Origin of the sequence: Paraburkholderia dipogonis (assembly GCF_046027395.1) — a bacterium.
Lineage (GTDB): Bacteria > Pseudomonadota > Gammaproteobacteria > Burkholderiales > Burkholderiaceae > Paraburkholderia > Paraburkholderia dipogonis_A.
Map to the genome: position 1 here is coordinate 1 of NZ_JAQQEG010000028.1, position 16,642 is coordinate 16,642.

Here is a 16,642-nt window from a genome sequence, read left to right on the forward strand (position 1 = left end):
GGGGGGGGGGGGGGGGGGGCCGTGTGCGGGCCCCGCCGGCCGGGGCGGGCCCGCCGCCCCGCGATTGGATGCTTCGATCTTGTGCAGCAGGGACGCGATCGCATCGCGCCCGACCGGCTTGGTCAGGTGCTCGAAGGCGCCGAGCCGCATCGCGTGAATGGTGTTGTCGCTGGTGGCGAAGGCGGTCAGCACGACTACGGGCAGCGCCGCGCGCGCCGGCATCGCGCGCAGACGCTCGAGCACGTCGATGCCGCTCAGGTCCGGCATGCGGATGTCGAGAAACATGCAGTCGATACGCGCGTCGCCGGCAAGCCTCGCAAGCGCATCGTGGCCGCTGCCCGCCTGCTCGATGACATGGCCAAGGTCGCCGAGCGTTTCGGCGAGGCTTTCGCGGAAGGCGTCGTCGTCGTCGACGATCAGGATGTGCGCCATGGGATCTCGATCACAAAACAGGCGCCGCGCTCGCGCGCTTCATAGAAGGCACTGCCGCCATGGGCGGCAGCGATCTCGCGGACCACGGCGAGGCCGAGCCCCGAACCGGCAGCGTGGCCGGTCACGAACGGTTCGAAGATGCGCTCGCGCTCGGCATGTGGCACGCCGGGGCCGTCGTCGGTCACTTCGATCCGCAGCGCCGCGGCGGAGTGCGCCACGCGCAGCGTGACGTGGCCGCCGGATGGCGTATGACGCAGCGCGTTGAGGATCAGATTATCGATGGCGCGCGCCAGTTGCTCCGCGTCGAAACGGGCCTCCGCGGGAAGGCTGTCGGCGCACTCCAACGCGAGCGTGATACCGGCCCGCGCGGCCGCGTCGTGATGCCATTCCACGCGCTCGGCCAGCCAACTGCGCAAGTCGACGGCATGGGCGTCGATCCGTACGGGCTGGGTCAGCGCGAGCAGACCCGACAGTTGCCGCTCCACCCGCTGAATCTGCTCGAGGATCGCGCCGCGCGCGCGCTGCTTGCGCTCGGCGTCGCCGTTCAGGGCATTTTCCGCCTTGAGCCGCATTGCGCCGATGGGGTTGCGGATCTCGTGCGCCATTTGCGCCGAAAACCGGCCGATCGCCGCAAAGCGCTCCGCGGCCGCGAGCTGCGAATGCAGTTCGCCGGCTTGCTGCTGCAATGACGTGGTGCGCGCGCCATAAGCGTTGAAGGCGTGGACGATCTTGTCGAGGTCGGGCTCGCCAGTCGGCGCAATCGGCGCAAACAGGTCGGCAGGCCGGCTCAAGCTGGCCTCGATGCGCGCGAGATTGGCGCGCCAGCGTCGCAGCAGAACGCCGAGCGCGATCGCGATTCCGACGATCACCGCGAGCAGCACCGCGAGCGTCGTGATGAGCGCTTTGCCCGACGGTCCGAGCGGCGGATGCACGCGCGACAGTGTCCACGCAAACAGGCCATCCCGATGCGGCACCGGACAGGCGATGACGATCACGGCGTCCTGCTGGCCTTCGACAAATCCGGATGCCGCCGCGCGAGTCGTGGACGCAGCGCGCAAGGTGCGCAGGATCAGCGGCGTTTCGGCGTCGGGGATGTCGCGCTTGATGCCGCTGCCCTGATAGGTCGGAAACGCGTAAGCGTCGAAGCTGCCGCGTGGCGCGCCGTCCGGCCGCCAGAAGCCGCCTTCCACGCCGTCCATTTGCGCGAGCACGATGTCGAGGATCGCGTGCATCAGGTCCGTGTTCGGTACATTTGGCGACGCCGGTTGCGGGGTGGACGCAGCCGCGGGCTGACCGGCCCGTGGCGCGGCGAGCGGCTCGGGCGTCCGGTCGATCGACAGGTCGTAGCGCGACCCGATCGTCTCGCAGCCGGCCAGCCCCTGCTGACGCGCGAGGCCGATCTGCCGTCCGAGATTCGCTTGCGCCATGAACCACACGAGCCCGATCAGGACCGCGCACATCACCGCGACCAGCAGCCAGAAAACGATCAGCTGACTGGCGAACGATAAACGTCGGGGAGCAGCGGCCATGAGTGCGCGGTGAAGGATTGGAGCTAGACAGTAGCAAAATTCCGGCCCGTGGTGCGCGAGCCACCGTCAGGCGTTCGACGACGCTGCAAGCGGACGGGCGCGGGCTGGCTGTTGCGCCGCTGGACAACCGCTGTCCACGAAGCGGACAGCACGTTGAGTCACCGTTGGCCGCGTGGTCATACTCGCGGCGTTCGCGGCTCAATGGCATACGAGTTGCGTCAGGCTGGCCGCCGTCCCGGCACTCGTCGCCAGTGAGGTCGTCCGCATGTTGAAGCCGATACGCTTGAACCGTTCGCCACGCGGCGCGCGGGACCGGTGCGCCGTGCGCGGTGCATCGTGAAAGCCCAGCGCGCGCTCGAGGCGCTGAATTTCTTCGTGGCCGATGTGCAAGCCGGTATCGGACCGTTTCTCGGCGTATTTCTGCAGGCGCGCGGCTGGGGCGCGGATCAGATCGGCACGGTCATGACGATCGGCGGCATCGCCGGCATGCTCGCGACTTCGCCGGCCGGCGCGCTGGTCGACGCGACGCGCCATAAGCGCAGCCTCGTCGTGAGCGCCGGTCTGATGACCATGCTCGCGTCCGGCTTGCTGTGGATCTCGCACGGCTACTGGATGGTGGCGGCGTCCCAGGTGGCGACCGCGATCACCGGCGCGGCGATCGGCCCGGCCTTGGCGGGCATGACGCTGGGCATGGTCAGGCAGCAGGGTTTCGACCGGCAGTTCGGCCGCAATCAGGTGGCCAATCATGGCGGCAATGTCGTTGCGGCGGCGCTGTCGGGTTGGTTAGGCTGGCGTTACGGGTTCGGCGCGGTATTCGTCCTGAGCGCGTTGTTCGGCTTGCTGTCGATTGCCGCCGTGGCGTCGATTCCAGGCGATGCCATCGATCACGATGCCGCGCGGGGCGCTGGTCCCGATGCGAATGCCGACGCCAAAGCACCCGCGAGCGGCTTGCGGGTGCTGTTGCAATCCCGTCCGTTGCTAGTGCTCGCCGCGGCGCTCGGCCTGTTCCATCTGGGCAACGCGGCCATGCTGCCGCTCTATGGGCTCGCGATCGTCGCGGCCCATCAGGGCGAGCCGAGCGCGTTCACCGCGCAGACCATCGTCATCGCGCAACTCGTGATGGTCGCGGCCGCGATGCTGGCGAGCCGGCTGATCCGCTGGCGCGGCTACTGGTGGGTGATTCTCCTGACTTTCCTGGCGCTGCCGATGCGCGGGCTGATCGCCGCGTCGGTGATACACGCGTGGGGCGTGTGGCCGGTGCAAGCGCTCGACGGCATCGGCGCGGGATTGCAGAGCGTCGCGGTGCCGGCGCTGGTGGTGCGCCTGCTGGAAGGCAGCGGGCGGGTGAACGTCGGGCAGGGCATCGTGATGACCGTGCAGGGCGCCGGCGCGGCGTTGAGCCCGGCGTTGGGCGGAATCCTCGCGCACCGTTTCGGTTATCCCGCCGCGTTTATCGCGCTCGGCGCGGTGTCGACGGGTTCGCTGGTGTTGTGGCTGAGCTTCGGGGCGTCACTCCGACATGCGTGCGCGCCCGGTGACGGAGCCGGACGCGATGCGGTCGAGGCAACGTCACCGGCGTCGTGACGCCCGTTTCCACTGACCATTGGTACGCCGCTTGCTGACCGCTGATGTTTTTATCGCAAGCTGTCACACATGCCCCGAACCCCCGCTACTTGCCAAAGGTGGAGCGCCCGTGAGATCCGGGTCTTGCACGAAATGCCGCGCGTGCTGGTCGTCGACGACAACGCCGGCGCCGCCGAGGCACTCGCCACCTATCTCTCCTACGAAGGCGTGGAAGCCCGTGCCGCCAATGGCTGCGAGCAGGCGCTGCGCTGCGTGCGGGACTGGGTACCAGACGTCGTGGTGCTCGACATCATGATGCCGGAGCGCGACGGCTATGAAACCGCGAGCGCGCTGCGCAGCTATCTGCCGACGCAGAGTCTGGGGATTGTCGCGTTCACGTCGCTCGATGAGGATCACGTCAGGGAAACCGGCAAAGCACGTCACAATTTCGACGGTTATTGTCAAAAAGGCACGGCACCGACGGCGCTGCTCGCGCTGATGCGCAAGCTCTGGCGGGAATAGCTGCGCCGGATCGCGTCGCTTGAGTCACGTCGGCGCAAGCGGCGGCTCCCAAACTCAAGCCAGCTCGCTCTCCGCCGGTTGCTCGACGATCTGCTTGAGAATCGCCTCCATCAACCCCGGGAACCGGGCGTCCAGTTCCGGGCGGCGCAGCGAATTCTGATGCACGGTGCCGGCCACGCGCGTGCGCACGAGGCCCGCCTCACGCAGGATCCGGAAGTGATGGGACACGCTCGACTTCGGGCGGCCGCCGTCGAGTTCGCCACAGGTGGCCTCGTCGACCGACGCGAGGCGCCGGACGATCTCCAGGCGGACCGGGTCGCTCAGGGCATGAAAGAGCCGCCCGAGCGCGAAATCCTCGGCGGCGGGGTGGTTATAAGTGCGCATCCTGCAAATGATAAAGGTTTCTGCGATACTTCGTTATTCGATGTTTATCGAACTACCGTACAAGCAAGTCCAGAGGAGTTTAGCCTGATGTCCGCATTGTTCCAGCCCTACAAGCTCAAAGACGTTTCCCTGCGCAACCGGATCGCCATTCCGCCGATGTGCCAATACACCGCCGAAGACGGCCTGATCAACGACTGGCACCGCGTCCACCTGGCGGGTCTGGCGCGCGGCGGCGCTGGGCTGGTGATCGTCGAGGCGACGGCCGTGTCGCCCGAAGGCCGCATCACGCCGGGCTGCGCCGGCATCTGGACCGACGAGCAGGCGCAGGCGTTCGCGCCGGTCGTGGCCTCGATCAAGGCGGCCGGCGCGGTGCCGGGCATCCAGATCGGCCACGCGGGGCGCAAAGCCAGCGCGAACCGTCCGTGGGAAGGCGACGACCACATCGCCGACGGCGACAGCCGCGGCTGGCAAACCATCGCGCCCTCGGCGATCGCGTTCGGCGGCGGCCTGCCGAAGGTGCCGAAAGCCATGACGCTCGACGACATCGCGCGCGTTCGCGAAGATTTCGTCGCCGCTGCGAAGCGTGCGCGTGACGCGGGCTTCGAATGGCTCGAACTGCATTTCGCGCATGGCTATCTCGGCCAGAGCTTCTTCTCGACGCACTCCAATCAGCGCGACGACGCCTACGGCGGCAGCCTCGAGAACCGCAGCCGCTTCATGCTCGAAACGCTGGCGGCGGTGCGCAAGGTGTGGCCGGAGCATCTGCCGTTGACGGCGCGTTTCGGCGTGATCGAGTACGACGGACGTGACGAGGAAACCTTGGTCGAATCGATCGAACTGGCGAAGAATTTCAAGCGCGAAGGGCTGGACATGCTGAGCGTCAGCGTCGGCTTCTCCACGCCGACGGCGGCGATTCCGTGGGCGCCGGCGTTTCTCGCGCCGATCGCCGAGCGCGTGCGCCGCGAGGCCGGCATCCCGGTTTCGTCGGCTTGGGGCATCGACACGCCGGAGTTGGCGGATCGTTCGGTGAAGGACGGGCAACTGGATCTGGTGATGGTCGGCCGCGCGCATCTGGCCGATCCGCATTGGCCGTACCATGCGGCGAAAAAGCTCGGCCTCGAACGTCCGTCATGGACGTTGCCGGCGCCTTACGCGCATTGGCTGGAACGCTACAAGGTCGCTTAAGCTTCCGTCTCGAAGTCTGCTGTATCGATTGATCGTGCCGCTTGTCCCGCCAATTCATGCGCCGGGGCAGGCGGCACATCGCATCCTGTCCCCACGCGAGCGCCCGGCGCCCCGTCTCTCCACGCGCTAGATGGACTGCAGCGCCCGCAGCATCTCATGCCCGAGCGCTCTGCCGCTCAGCCATGCGCCTTCCACTCGTCCGCCATTCAGCCAATCGCCGCACAGGCCCAGACCATCGACGTCGCGCCATACATAACCCGGCGTGGGATCGCCGTCCGGTGCGACGTCCGCGTGACGCCAGCGGTGCGCGGTCCACGCCGCCGGCTTTGGTCCGCCGCAATGCTGAAAGGCTTCCAGCATGGCGGCCGCCACCTGCTCGGGCGGCGTGTCGAGGTGCGCTTCGCTCCACTCAGCGGTCGCGTGCAGCAGCCAGGTTTCCGGACCGCCGCGGCCGGGCTTGCTGCTGTCGCGCGCCATCCAGCGAAGCGGTCCGTGGTTGACGAACGCGGCGTCGAACGCCAGCGGCACATGTCCGTCGAAGCGCAGCATCAGCGCCCAGCACGCGCGCATTACGGTGCTGCGCGCCATCGACGCGAGTTCGGGCGCCGGCGCGTGCAGCAGCGGCGCGACTTGCGGCGCCGGCATGGCGAGCACGACCGCATCGAATTTGTCATCAATGGCGCCGTGCTCGGCCGACCAGAGCCGCCAGCCTTGCGGCTCGCACAACACTTTCTCGATCGTGCACTCGGTGGTGAGCGGCAGCGTTTCAGCCAGCAGCCGCGCCGGCGCGCTCATGCGCGGCGTGCCGACGAAGCGCTCGATCCGCGTGGTGTGCGCCATCGAACCCGGCGCGCCCAGCACGGCGAGGCGCGCGGGCCACGCCGCTGCCGCCCCGGCTTTCTGCCAGCGCGCGACTTCGGCCCGAAACGCGCGGTCGCGGGCGGTGAAATATTGCGCGCCGTGGTCGCACTGCCAGTCTCCATCGCGCCGCGCGCTCATGCGGCCGGCCGGGCCGCGGCTTCGGTCGAACAGGCGCAGCCGGCATCCGGCGGCGCGCAGGGTCGTGGCGCACGACAGACCGGCAATGCCTGCGCCGACGACCGCGATATGGGGGCGGGAGTCAGAAGTCTTCACGGTGCATTGACCTGGATGGCTGGAAGGGCTGTCCGGCGCCGGACGAGGCGGCCGCTGGCCGCGTGCGCGGGCGTCTTGGGTGGTCTTCAGGCTGAGGAGGCGAAATATGGGGAGCGACGTTAAGAATCATAGTGCATCAAAAAATCCGTTTCAATAATGGATTGTGAGTCGCTAATTCGTTTCGTTTCGCTAGAAATGCAGTATGCTTGAATCGAGAATCGAATCACTTAGGGTTTCATGATGACTTCGTCTGACGAGCAACAACCGGCTCAACAGGGCTACAGAAGCGGCGAGGCGGCGCGCCTGGCGAAGATGCCGGTCACGACCCTGCGAATCTGGGAGCGCCGTTACGGTGTGGTAGGGCCGGCCAAAACCGCGTCAGGCCAGCGTCTCTACACAGAAGACGACGTCAGGCGACTCAGTTTGATCAAACTGCTGGTGAGCCGCGGCCACGCGATCGGCGCAATCGCGCGGCTCGATCGCGAGCAATTGCAGTTTCTGGCCGCGCGCAGCGGACGCGAGAGCGGCGGCGCGGCTGACCTACCGCTCGTCGAGTCCGTCGATCTGCGGATGGCTCTGGTGGGCGGCGGCCTTGCACAGCGTTTTCAGGCGTCGGGTGTCGATTTGCGGCCCTACGGCGTAAACGAGCTGATCACGTTTGCCGATCTCTCTATCGCCGGGGCCGGCACCGGCACGAGCGGTGAGCGCCGCGAATCGATCGACGCCTTGCTGGTCAGCGTCGACTCGCTGCAAGAGGACATCGCGTCGCAGATCATCGCGCTCGGCGACGCCGTCCGCGCGAAGGCGATCGCGGTGGTCTACAGCTTCGGTACCGGCCCGGCGGCGGAGATTCTGCGCGTGGCGGGCGTGCGTCTTTATCGCGAGCCCGACAGCCGGACGGAATTCCGTCAGATGCTCGGTGACCTGTGCGAACGCGTCCGCGTTCAGGAACGCATCGGCGACGACGCCGTGTGGTCGCGCGTGCGCCGTCGCTACGACGACCGCGAGCTGGAAGCCATCGCAGGCCGTTCATCCACGATCGCGTGCGAATGTCCGCGCCATTTGGCGGAGCTGGTCATGAAGCTCTCAGCGTTCGAACGCTACAGCGACGTGTGTACGTCGCGTTCGGCGCAGGACGCCGCGCTGCACCGCTATCTGGGCGACGTCAGCAACCGGGCTTGCGCGATGGTCGAGGCGGCGCTCGAGCGCGTCGCGCGGGAGGAGGGCTGGTTTGCCGGACCTCAGTCGCCACAGGCCGATCAGGCGTAATACGCGCGCACCGTCTCGGAGGATGTGCAATGTCACATGATGCTTCGACCGACGCGACCCTCTGCGCGTCCGCGCTGGATCAGAAGAGCGCGTATCTCGCAGCGCTGCTCGAGGGTGTTTCAAGGCACGAGGCCGGCGCGTTCGAGGCGCTGTACCGGGCGTCGGCGCCGTCGCTGTTCGGCCTTGCGGTGCGTGTGACCCGCACCAGCGAGTCGGCCGAAGAAGTGGTGCAGGACGGCTTCATCAAGATCTGGCGCTTCGCCGGTTCGTACGACCCGGCCAAGGCCTCGCCGTCCACGTGGATGTCGACCATCGTGAAGAACCAGGCGCTCGATTATCTGCGGCGCAATCCGTACTCGGGCGTGTATGTCGAGGAACTCGACGAGCGCATCGCCGCGAGCGACGCCGACGTGAACTTCTGGCAGGAGTTCGCGCTGGACGCCGAACGTCTGTCCTGCTATCTCGGCCGGTTGACTCCGGGTCAGCGACAGGCGATCGCGCTCGCCTATTTCCGGGGGCAGTCGCAATCGGAGATCGCGCATACGCTCGATGCACCGGTCGGCACGGTCAAGAGCTGGATCAGCCGTGGGCTGGAGTCGCTACGCGCCATGGTCGAGGCGCGACATGCGCCGCATCACGGCGGCCTTTACTGATTCGCGGAACGGCCCTTGCTGCAAGGTCTTTTCATTGACCTGACACGGAGGCTTGACGCATGAACCCTTATATCGTCGCTCACATGATGTCCTCGCTCGACGGCCGCAGCCTGACGGACGGCTGGCACCTCGACTACGCGTCGGACCTGTACGAAGACACGGCTGCCACTTTCGAAGCCGACGGCTGGATCTGCGGGCGCGTCACCATGCAGGAGATTTCCCACGGCACGGATTATCCGAAAGGGCTCGCCAAGGGCACCGTGCCTCGCACCGATCATTTCGTCGAACGCAAAGCGGACCAATACGCGATTTCGATCGACCCGCAGGGCCGCGTGGCCTGGAAAAGCAACACCGCGCTCAAGTCGCACGTGATCGAAGTGCTGACCGAACAGGTTGCCGACGACTACCTCGCTTACCTGCAATCGATCGGCGTGTCATACGTGTTCGGCGGCAAGACCGAAATCGATCTCGGCAAGGTCGTGCAGACACTGGTGCGTGAGCTCGGCGTGAAGAAGCTGATCGTGGAGGGCGGTTCGCATGTGAGCGGCGCGTTCGTGAATGCCGGTCTAGTCGACGAAGTGAGCGTGCTGATTTTGCCGCTGGTGGATGGCCGCAGCGAACATCCTTCCTCGTTCGAAGTGGCGATGGAGAAGTGGCAAGCGCCCGCGTATCTGAAGCTCACGTCCGTTGAACAAAAGGAACACGGTGCGGTGTGGCTGCGTTATACGAAGGCCTGAAAAGCGAACGGCAGAGTGGGATCGAAACCCGACTCTGCCGCGCGCTGTTCATGATCGTTCCGGTTCAACACACCGGCCATGCGTTATCAACCTTTGATGTGCTCCGTCGACAGCCATCCGCCATTCACACCGATCTCACCAATCTGTTTGGCCACCGCGTCGGCGAGGCGCTTCGCATCCGCTGACACACCCGCGCGTTTGGTTTCGGATACGGCGTGCAAGCCGCCACCCACGGCCGCCGAAGTCGCGATACTGCCGGCCGCCGCGCCCACGCCCGCGGTCTCGGCCATGCCCGGCGCCTTGCCGCTGTCGGCGTTGGCGGTGAAGGTTTGCACCAGACGCGGCGTGCCGCCCGCGGGCTTATACAGAATCTGCACCGAGCTGCTGACCTGGCTCTTGCCCGCACCGAGGCCGACCAACATGCGGCGACGGCGATTGCCCGAGTCGATCGTATCGAAGCTGCCTTGCACGAGCAGCACATTCTGATCGGCGGGTGCGGGGATGTCCGAGCGGATCGCACGCAGACCCATCGACTGCAATTGATGCACGATTTCGTTGGCGACCTGTTCGCGGACTTCGGCGGCATCGGCGGCTTGCTTTTGCGCAGCGGACGAACCTTCGAGTTGCGTCTTCACTTTCTGCATCATGCCGCCGTCCAGTTTGACCTCGTCCGGATTGGCGTCGAAGGTGTAGACATAGATGTTGTCCGGGCGCACCTGGACCGGCGTGCTCGCCGCGCTTGCATCCTTGATGCCGCTGCCGGCGCAACCGGTCAGCAGCGCGCTGCAGCAGACCATCGTCACGCAGGCCAAACGGGCGGCATTTTTTCTGAGGAATTTCACTGAAGTCAACATGTTGATCCTGTCGTCGGCACGCGGTGCCGGAATGTTCGAACGGTTCTCTCGATGATCGGGCAACCGTAGGATCGTTGATCATCGGCGAAACGTCTCGCTCGTGAAGCACCCTCGATCTCATGCGTTCTGTTTCGTACGCACCGGCAGCGAAACGAAGTATGGTCGCGTCACTTCCCGAACTCCATTCAACAATTATTTCGTCCTATGTCACGGCGCGAAGTGGCGTCGGGCGGGGCTTTCGCGTGTCGCGAAAGTCAGCGGACGTGGCGGGAAAAGAGAGGATGTGCGGATGTGGATCGACCGCGCCGGCCAGCGGCGTGAGGTCATGCAACGGCGCGGGCGGCGCCATGCGTATCGCCCATCAGTTCAAGGCGAGCTTGATGATGCAGACAAGAACAAAAACCAGTAGGACGGCGGCGACGGCCATGTTCAGCGGGTAGCGCATTCTTCACCAGGGCACCAGAGTTGCAGTGCTCATATCCTAATCACCTGACGGAAGATGAGAAGTGGTCAGTGAAGCGGCAATGTGGGAAAGCTAACGCAGCATCATGAATGGTTAGGCAAGGTGCAGACGGGAGCGCTTCCAATCGGAAGCTCGACGGTTTGAGTTGCCGCGCGGCTGTTCTCGAAGGAAAAAATGTCCGCATTCGAGGCGCCCTAACGTGCGCGTCGAACGGTCACTCAGTTAGCGAGGCACGCGGCGGTGAAGCACGGCATGGACTGATCACCTGGTTCATGCGCGGCGTCACGGCGAAGCTTACGTCGTGACGCCGCGGCAAGAATTTACTGCGCCTGAGCCGGCGGCGGCATCCCGCCCGGCGCGCCGTGCGGTGCCTTGTTCGCGGCGGCGAGGTCTTCCGACAGACTGGTGCGCAGCGTCGCGATCGCCTGATCGGGATTGGCGGGCTTCAACTGCTCGCGAGCCAGCGAGTCATACACGTAGTGACGCAGCATCGGATCTTGCGTCTTGTTCAGCACGTCGTGATACACGGCGATGATTTCGCCTTGATGTCCGCTCATTGCATACAGGCGGCGTAACTGTTCCAGATCGTTGATCACCGCGAAGCCGGGGCCCATCGGACCCATCCGGCCATGCGGCGGCGGCCCGTCGCCGCGCTGCGGCTCGCCATGCGACTGAGGAGCCGCGGGCGGCGGCGCTTCCTGGGCAAATGCGGCCGTCGCGGCCAGAGTCAGAACGGCGCTCAGCGCCGCGCTCAAGATTGCTTTTTTCATGAACTCGCTCCCATCGAGACAGGGCCGGCGCTACAGTGCGCCAGCACATGAGCGACGATAGTCGACATGCCGATTCGTAGGGTTACTGAAGCCGCTTTGCAACTTACCGCGCCTTCCATGCCGCGCGGCCGATGGCCGCCAAGTCCCGTCGACGGGTGACGCGTGAGCCAGGGTGTGCCCGCTGGCGCATTGTTTCCGGATGGCGCATGATTGAGCGATGTGCCGTCCGACCCCAGAACCAGCCCGTTCCTGCGGACGCGCGGCGCACGCGACGCCGCCAGTGCATGCGTCACGGAGACACAACGCGGCGATGCACCGCCGGCGAGTATTCAACCGTTAAGGAGGATTTCGCATGGACCGACCTGACGCCGCCAATCCGTTTGGCGATCTCACCAAAATGCTGGAGCAGTTCAAGCTCCCCGGCTTCGACGTACCCGCCATCATGGAAGCGCGACGCAAGGACATGGAAGCACTGGTTCAGGCGAATCAGACGGCCTTCCAGGGCATGCAGTCGCTGGCCCAGAAACAGGCCGACATGTTGCGCTCGACGCTGAGCGAATTGCAGTCGCTGACGGGCCAATTGTCGGCCGGTGGTGCTGCACCATCGGGCAAAGCTGCCGAGTTGATCCAGCAGAGCCTGCACAAGTCGCTTGCCGATATGCAACAACTGGCGCAAGCGGCGTATCAAACGCAAGCCGAGTCGTATGCGGTGATCGCAAAACGCGTAGAAGAAAACGTGCAGGAGCTTAAATCGCTTTTGCAACAGCAGAAAAAGTAACGGGCGCTGATGCGTCGAATCGCTGACGCGTTACGTTCGAATGACCCATGCCGCGGATGACCCTCGAGTCATCCGCGGCATTTTTTTGTTCTGCGAATCACGATCACTGCGTCGATTTTCTCTTCACACGAAAAGCCTTTTAGCGCTTCGTATTGTCAGAGGAAAACGGACATTTTGCTTGATGTTTTCAGCATTCGCTTACATTGGTCGAGCAATGCTGCGCGCGTTGATTTTTTTCTGCACGGACCTTGGACAGTTCGCTTTTCTGTTCGCTTTAAACGAGCCACGAAGCAAGAACGCTTGCTCAAGCGCCGCCCGTTGGTGATCTGGTCCTGAAATATCAAACAGGCTAAAACGACGCCACGCGGCGGAAAGGTTTAAATCCTTCCGCAAACGATTGCAGCGTCTCGCCGCGATGGTTAAAGTTTCTCGCCGCTACTCCGTAGACGCATTCACGCAGCCCAACCGGTGTGAATGCAGCACGGCACCACCGGCGAAGCGTGCGCCCCTGGTTTCCCGTTCGTGATCGGCTCGATGTCTGGTCACGAGCGTTTCACTTCGAAGGAACTCACTTGAAACCGATGCTTTATTCCAGCATTGCTCGCGCGATGCTCGGGGCAAGCTGCGCGCTGTCGTTTGCCGCGCACGCGACGCTCGGCCAGAACGTCAGCACCGTCGACGGCGATCAGTCCCGCTTGCGCGCAGTGGCTCACACGTCCACTACGCAAAGCGCGTATTCGGTACACCTGATGACGCTGCCGTCCGGCACGCTGGTGCGCGAGTACGTCGCGCGAAACGGCATCGTGTTCGGTGTCGCGTGGGAAGGGCCGACCCTGCCCGATCTGAAATCCATGCTGGGGACGTCGTTCGACGTGTACGTCGCCGCCACCGCGACGCGCCGCGGCACGCCGCTCGCGGTCTCCAGCAGCGACCTGGTCGTGTACTCCGGCGGGCATCTGCGCGCTTTCTCCGGCTATGCCTATCTGCCGCAAGCGGTGCCCGCGGGCGTCGATGTCGGCATCATTCAATAACGGAGCGGATCATGCGTGATATGTCTTCGTTCAAGACTTTGCTGTGCGTGGCGCTGCTCGCGTTACTCGTCAGTGCGTGCAGCGGCGGGGGCGGCGGCTCCAGCGGTTCGGGCAGCGCGGCCGGCACCAACGGTTCGACCAGTTCCTCGTCCGGTCCCTCCGTGGTCAACACCGCGCCGTCGTCGCAAACGCTGGCCGCGAACGCGGTGCGCGTGACGATCGATTCCGGCGTGAGCGATGTGCCGAACATGCCGTTCGTCAGCCTCACGATCTGCGCGCCGGGCACGACGCAATGCCAAACCATCGACCATGTGCTGGTCGATACCGGGTCGTGGGGCGTGCGCCTGTTCGCGTCCCAGTTGCCCGCTTCGATGACGCTGCCGCAACAGAAAGACGCATCAGGCCATCTGGTCGCCGAATGCATGCAGTTTTTCGACGGCTACACGTGGGGCCCGGTCAAGCTCGCCGATTTGCAGATTGCCGGCGAAAAAGCCGCTTCGCTGCCGATCCAGGTGATCGACCCGAACTACGCAGCGCTACCGGCCGATTGCGCGAACTTCGGTGCATCGCGCAACACGCCGGCCACGTTGCAGGCCAACGGCATTCTCGGCATCGGTGTGTTCAAGCACGATTGCGGCGCGAACTGCGTGCAGCAGGCGCTGGCCGGCACGTACTACGGCTGCGGCGGTGCGACATGCTCGTCGATTCCGCTCGCCGAAGCGTTGCAGGTGGCCAATCCGATTCCGTACTTCGCCACCGACAACAACGGTTCGATGCTGAGCCTGCCGACGGTATCCGGCGCCGCGCAGTCGGTCACGGGACAACTGGTGTTCGGCATCGGCACGCAGACCAACAACACGCTGGGCGGCGCGCAGGTGATCGGCGTGAGTCCGTCGAATGGCACCTTCACGACCGTGCAGAACGGCACCACGTATTCGCGCAGTATCCTGGACAGCGGCTCGACTGGCCTGTTCTTCCAGACCAGCGCATTGCCGGTCTGCGCGAGCCCGAACAGTTCGTATTACTGTCCGGTTTCGACCGAGCAACTGAGCGCGATGATCCAGGGCGTGAACGGCGCCACGAGCGCGGTGAATTTCAGCGTCGGCAATGCCACGACGATTGCGCAGACATATAGCGGCGATTCGGCGCTGCCCCTGCTGGCGGGACCGGCTTTCGTCACGTCCACGATCTTCGACTGGGGCTTGCCGTTCTTCTACGGCCGCAATGTGTACGCCGCCGTCGAGCAGCAGCCGACGCCTGGCGGCGCGGGGCCTTACGTCGCGTATTGAGTCGGTTGACAGCCGGCGCTTGCCGGATTCGGCGGATGTGAAAACGGGCCGCGACGGAACATCTTCCGTCGCGGCCCGTTGGTTTGACGCGGGCGAATTGCTTACTTTTTGTCGAGACCGTTCAGCAACTTCAACATGCCTTCGCCGAACGTTTCGGGGCGTCCCTCGAAGATACGCTCGACCGCCTTTTCGTCGATCAGGCGCCGGCACAGCGCTTCGCGCTCATCGTGCTGTTCAGCGAGCCGGGCGGCGGCGCGCACGTATTCGTCGACCGAGTGAGCCGTCAGCCATGACGGCAGACCCGCGCGCTCGAAGAGGCCGCTGTCGATATGCTCGAACACTTCCCGCCCGCACAGATTGACGCCGGGCAGTCCCATCGTGAACGAATCGACGATGCCGTTGGTGTTGCCGAACGGGAACGGGCTCACGAACATGTCCATCGTGTTGAGGATCTTCAGATACTCGGGGTAGTTGAGCGAGCCGTAGACGTCTACGTTCGATTCCGGCAGCGTCGCGTAAATCGACGTTCTGACGTACGCGAGATCGATGCTTTCGCTCCAGCACGTCATGAAATGGAATTTGACCGGGACGCGCGCGGTGTGAACGATCGCCTTGCACGCCTCGAGAAAGTGTGGATTGATCTTCATCGCGCTGGCAGTCACGCCGATGTTGACCACTTCGCCGCGCTCTGGCACAGAGGGCACGACGTTGGTGAGCAGTTTCGACGGCACGTACGGTTGGCCATCTTTCGGCAGACGCAGCATTTTTTCGCTGAAGCATGCTGGGTCGCCGACGAAATCTTCCTCGACGCTCACGTAGTCCATATGCGCCGCGTGCATCGTGGCGGGATGGCCGAGACCCGCGATCTGCAGCGGCGCCACGCGCAGGTTCGACAGAAAGATCGTGTGCGAGAACATGCCGACGCTCGGCATATAGAGCACGTCCGGTTTCTCGCGCGTGGCGAATTCCTGGATCTGGCGGATGCAGTCGCCAATATATTCCGGATGCTCGAATTCGACGAAGCGGTCGAAAATCGCGCGTCCCGCTTCGTCCACGTGCTGTGCCTCGCCGATTGCGACGACTTCGAAATGCTTGCGCGCGGCGAGCATGGTGCGCGAATGGGTTCGATAAATCGAGTGACCGCCCGTGAACCATTCGAGCACCACGAGCATCACCGGCTTGCGTCCTCTGATTCGTGTACGCGCGACGCTGGCCTCGTGGCCGAGCAGGCCGAGCGTGTCGAGTTTTTTGCGCACCAGCCTGTTGATGCTGCGCTTGATCGCGTGCCGGTCCGGCGATGTCGAATAACTGCAATGCATGTAGGCGCCGCATACAGCGCCGGTCGGCAAGTCGTCGAGGTCTTCGATGGTGTCGAGCGCACCCGGCAGCCATTCGAGCAGACGTTCGCGTTTTTCGTGCGCCGCGGGCGAAATGTGCACCGCACCGGCGACCATCGAAACGCCGAGGCTCGTGGCGAGCACGGGGTCGCGCTGATGCAGGTCGGCGAAATCGATATCGTATTGCGAGCCTGAGGTGTAGAGCACGAGTTGCTTGCGGGTCAGTGCAGCACGGGCGTCGTCGTTGTCCTGTACGTTTTCGAGGAGTCTGCGCACGATGTGATCCGTCGATCCATACGATGTCACGGCGAAGATCATGTTGATCCACGGCCGCCCCCAGAACATGATGTTCATTTTTTCCGCTTCGAGTGGGTACTCGGGGGCGGAAAAGAGCGTTGTGAAACCGTCGGCGATGCGCTGCAAGGTGTCCCGCGAGGTTTCGTCGCCAGGCGAGTTCGGATTGCTGCGGGCGAAGGGTTCAGTGCCGAGCTTGCCTCGCTTATCGCAAAGCGTTTGGAGTAACGCGCAGAATTCCTCGTGTGCGGCGTCGTAGTCACGGGACTGGATCTGGGATTCGAAACGATCGAGGGAAAATTCGGTGCTCATGGCTTGGGTCGATGGTGAACGGCCTGCGTTGTTCTGCGTGCGCGTTGTGTTCAATGACAAGGAGGCGGGCGGCGGAGCGTTTGCAACCCATAGCGGGTTGTGACGC

General features: G+C 64.5%; 16 protein-coding genes. 9 read left to right on the forward strand and 7 right to left on the reverse strand.

Features of this window, described 5'->3' with window-relative positions; translation table 11 throughout:
• Together PQR32_RS26555 and PQR32_RS26560 are read right to left on the reverse strand one after the other, a co-directional pair.
• Nucleotides 1-432 (reverse strand): response regulator (locus PQR32_RS26555; protein WP_408233832.1); only part of this gene is annotated, 432 nt, incomplete at its 3' end.
• Nucleotides 417-1,961, reverse strand: a complete 1,545-nt coding sequence (locus PQR32_RS26560) for a sensor histidine kinase (RefSeq protein ID WP_408233835.1) — start codon at nucleotides 1,959-1,961, stop codon at nucleotides 417-419. The genes PQR32_RS26560 and PQR32_RS26555, both read right to left, overlap by 16 nt.
• Before the next feature lie 336 nt (nucleotides 1,962-2,297).
• Between PQR32_RS26560 and PQR32_RS26565 the strand changes: the two genes are divergently transcribed.
• Both PQR32_RS26565 and PQR32_RS26570 read left to right on the forward strand, forming a co-directional pair.
• Nucleotides 2,298-3,545, forward strand: a complete 1,248-nt coding sequence (locus PQR32_RS26565) for an MFS transporter (RefSeq protein WP_408233838.1) — start codon at nucleotides 2,298-2,300, stop codon at nucleotides 3,543-3,545.
• Nucleotides 3,546-3,614: 69 nt separating this feature from the next.
• Entirely contained in the window at nucleotides 3,615-4,046 is a 432-nt protein-coding gene (locus tag PQR32_RS26570) for a response regulator (RefSeq protein WP_408233841.1), read from the forward strand.
• 54 nt (nucleotides 4,047-4,100) lie between these two features.
• On the opposite strand, the gene PQR32_RS26575 is transcribed toward PQR32_RS26570, so the two are convergent.
• The gene (locus tag PQR32_RS26575; protein WP_408233844.1) at nucleotides 4,101-4,430 is read right to left on the reverse strand and encodes an ArsR/SmtB family transcription factor; all 330 of its coding nucleotides are present in this window, start codon (nucleotides 4,428-4,430) and stop codon (nucleotides 4,101-4,103) included.
• 87 nt (nucleotides 4,431-4,517) lie between these two features.
• Between PQR32_RS26575 and PQR32_RS26580 the strand changes: the two genes are divergently transcribed.
• Nucleotides 4,518-5,615 carry an NADH:flavin oxidoreductase/NADH oxidase gene (locus tag PQR32_RS26580; RefSeq protein WP_408233847.1) on the forward strand — a complete coding sequence of 366 codons (1,098 nt, stop codon included), beginning with the start codon at nucleotides 4,518-4,520 and terminating at the stop codon, nucleotides 5,613-5,615.
• 126 nt (nucleotides 5,616-5,741) lie between these two features.
• Here the strand turns inward: PQR32_RS26580 and PQR32_RS26585 are convergent, their stop codons facing one another.
• A complete protein-coding gene (locus tag PQR32_RS26585; RefSeq protein ID WP_408233850.1) occupies nucleotides 5,742-6,749 on the reverse strand; it encodes an NAD(P)/FAD-dependent oxidoreductase in 1,008 nt (335 codons plus the stop codon).
• A gap of 237 nt (nucleotides 6,750-6,986) precedes the next feature.
• Between PQR32_RS26585 and PQR32_RS26590 the strand changes: the two genes are divergently transcribed.
• Genes PQR32_RS26590 through PQR32_RS26600 form a run of 3 tightly spaced genes read left to right on the forward strand, consistent with a single transcriptional unit; the run spans nucleotide 6,987 to nucleotide 9,408 of the window.
• Entirely contained in the window at nucleotides 6,987-8,018 is a 1,032-nt protein-coding gene (locus PQR32_RS26590) for a MerR family transcriptional regulator (protein ID WP_408233853.1), read from the forward strand.
• Nucleotides 8,019-8,047: 29 nt separating this feature from the next.
• Entirely contained in the window at nucleotides 8,048-8,671 is a 624-nt protein-coding gene (locus tag PQR32_RS26595; RefSeq protein ID WP_408233856.1) for an RNA polymerase sigma factor, read from the forward strand.
• A gap of 59 nt (nucleotides 8,672-8,730) precedes the next feature.
• Nucleotides 8,731-9,408 carry a dihydrofolate reductase family protein gene (locus PQR32_RS26600; RefSeq protein ID WP_408233859.1) on the forward strand — a complete coding sequence of 226 codons (678 nt, stop codon included), beginning with the start codon at nucleotides 8,731-8,733 and terminating at the stop codon, nucleotides 9,406-9,408.
• A gap of 86 nt (nucleotides 9,409-9,494) precedes the next feature.
• On the opposite strand, the gene PQR32_RS26605 is transcribed toward PQR32_RS26600, so the two are convergent.
• Both PQR32_RS26605 and PQR32_RS26610 read right to left on the reverse strand, forming a co-directional pair.
• Nucleotides 9,495-10,262: a DUF4410 domain-containing protein gene (locus PQR32_RS26605; protein ID WP_408233862.1), complete on the reverse strand. Its 768-nt coding sequence runs from the start codon at nucleotides 10,260-10,262 to the stop codon at nucleotides 9,495-9,497.
• A gap of 783 nt (nucleotides 10,263-11,045) precedes the next feature.
• A complete protein-coding gene (locus tag PQR32_RS26610) occupies nucleotides 11,046-11,495 on the reverse strand; it encodes a hypothetical protein (RefSeq protein WP_408233865.1) in 450 nt (149 codons plus the stop codon).
• A 352-nt stretch (nucleotides 11,496-11,847) separates the two neighbouring features.
• Here PQR32_RS26610 and phaP point away from each other — a divergent pair, with 352 nt between their 5' ends.
• The 3 genes from phaP to PQR32_RS26625 all read left to right on the forward strand — a co-directional run bounded on the left by phaP (nucleotide 11,848) and on the right by PQR32_RS26625 (nucleotide 14,593).
• Nucleotides 11,848-12,273, forward strand: coding sequence for a TIGR01841 family phasin (gene phaP / locus PQR32_RS26615; protein WP_408205019.1), 426 nt, complete (start codon nucleotides 11,848-11,850; stop codon nucleotides 12,271-12,273).
• A gap of 581 nt (nucleotides 12,274-12,854) precedes the next feature.
• Nucleotides 12,855-13,304: a DUF2844 domain-containing protein gene (locus PQR32_RS26620; protein WP_408234112.1), complete on the forward strand. Its 450-nt coding sequence runs from the start codon at nucleotides 12,855-12,857 to the stop codon at nucleotides 13,302-13,304.
• Nucleotides 13,305-13,315: 11 nt separating this feature from the next.
• Nucleotides 13,316-14,593 carry a DUF3443 domain-containing protein gene (locus tag PQR32_RS26625; RefSeq protein WP_408233868.1) on the forward strand — a complete coding sequence of 426 codons (1,278 nt, stop codon included), beginning with the start codon at nucleotides 13,316-13,318 and terminating at the stop codon, nucleotides 14,591-14,593.
• Between the two features lie 101 nt (nucleotides 14,594-14,694).
• On the opposite strand, the gene PQR32_RS26630 is transcribed toward PQR32_RS26625, so the two are convergent.
• Nucleotides 14,695-16,536 (reverse strand): adhesin, encoded by a 1,842-nt coding sequence (locus PQR32_RS26630; protein ID WP_408233871.1) that lies wholly within the window; start codon nucleotides 16,534-16,536, stop codon nucleotides 14,695-14,697.
• Nucleotides 16,537-16,642 lie beyond the last annotated feature (106 nt).

Coding starts and splice junctions, on each gene's coding strand:
- PQR32_RS26560 (WP_408233835.1), bottom strand. CDS start 1,961: ATGGCCGCTGCTCCCCGACGTTTATCGTTCGCCAGTCAGCTGATCGTT.
- PQR32_RS26570 (WP_408233841.1), top strand. CDS start 3,615: ATGCCCCGAACCCCCGCTACTTGCCAAAGGTGGAGCGCCCGTGAGATC.
- PQR32_RS26575 (WP_408233844.1), bottom strand. CDS start 4,430: ATGCGCACTTATAACCACCCCGCCGCCGAGGATTTCGCGCTCGGGCGG.
- PQR32_RS26580 (WP_408233847.1), top strand. CDS start 4,518: ATGTCCGCATTGTTCCAGCCCTACAAGCTCAAAGACGTTTCCCTGCGC.
- PQR32_RS26590 (WP_408233853.1), top strand. CDS start 6,987: ATGATGACTTCGTCTGACGAGCAACAACCGGCTCAACAGGGCTACAGA.
- PQR32_RS26595 (WP_408233856.1), top strand. CDS start 8,048: ATGTCACATGATGCTTCGACCGACGCGACCCTCTGCGCGTCCGCGCTG.
- PQR32_RS26600 (WP_408233859.1), top strand. CDS start 8,731: ATGAACCCTTATATCGTCGCTCACATGATGTCCTCGCTCGACGGCCGC.
- PQR32_RS26605 (WP_408233862.1), bottom strand. CDS start 10,262: ATGTTGACTTCAGTGAAATTCCTCAGAAAAAATGCCGCCCGTTTGGCC.
- PQR32_RS26610 (WP_408233865.1), bottom strand. CDS start 11,495: ATGAAAAAAGCAATCTTGAGCGCGGCGCTGAGCGCCGTTCTGACTCTG.
- phaP (WP_408205019.1), top strand. CDS start 11,848: ATGGACCGACCTGACGCCGCCAATCCGTTTGGCGATCTCACCAAAATG.
- PQR32_RS26620 (WP_408234112.1), top strand. CDS start 12,855: ATGCTTTATTCCAGCATTGCTCGCGCGATGCTCGGGGCAAGCTGCGCG.
- PQR32_RS26625 (WP_408233868.1), top strand. CDS start 13,316: ATGCGTGATATGTCTTCGTTCAAGACTTTGCTGTGCGTGGCGCTGCTC.
- PQR32_RS26630 (WP_408233871.1), bottom strand. CDS start 16,536: ATGAGCACCGAATTTTCCCTCGATCGTTTCGAATCCCAGATCCAGTCC.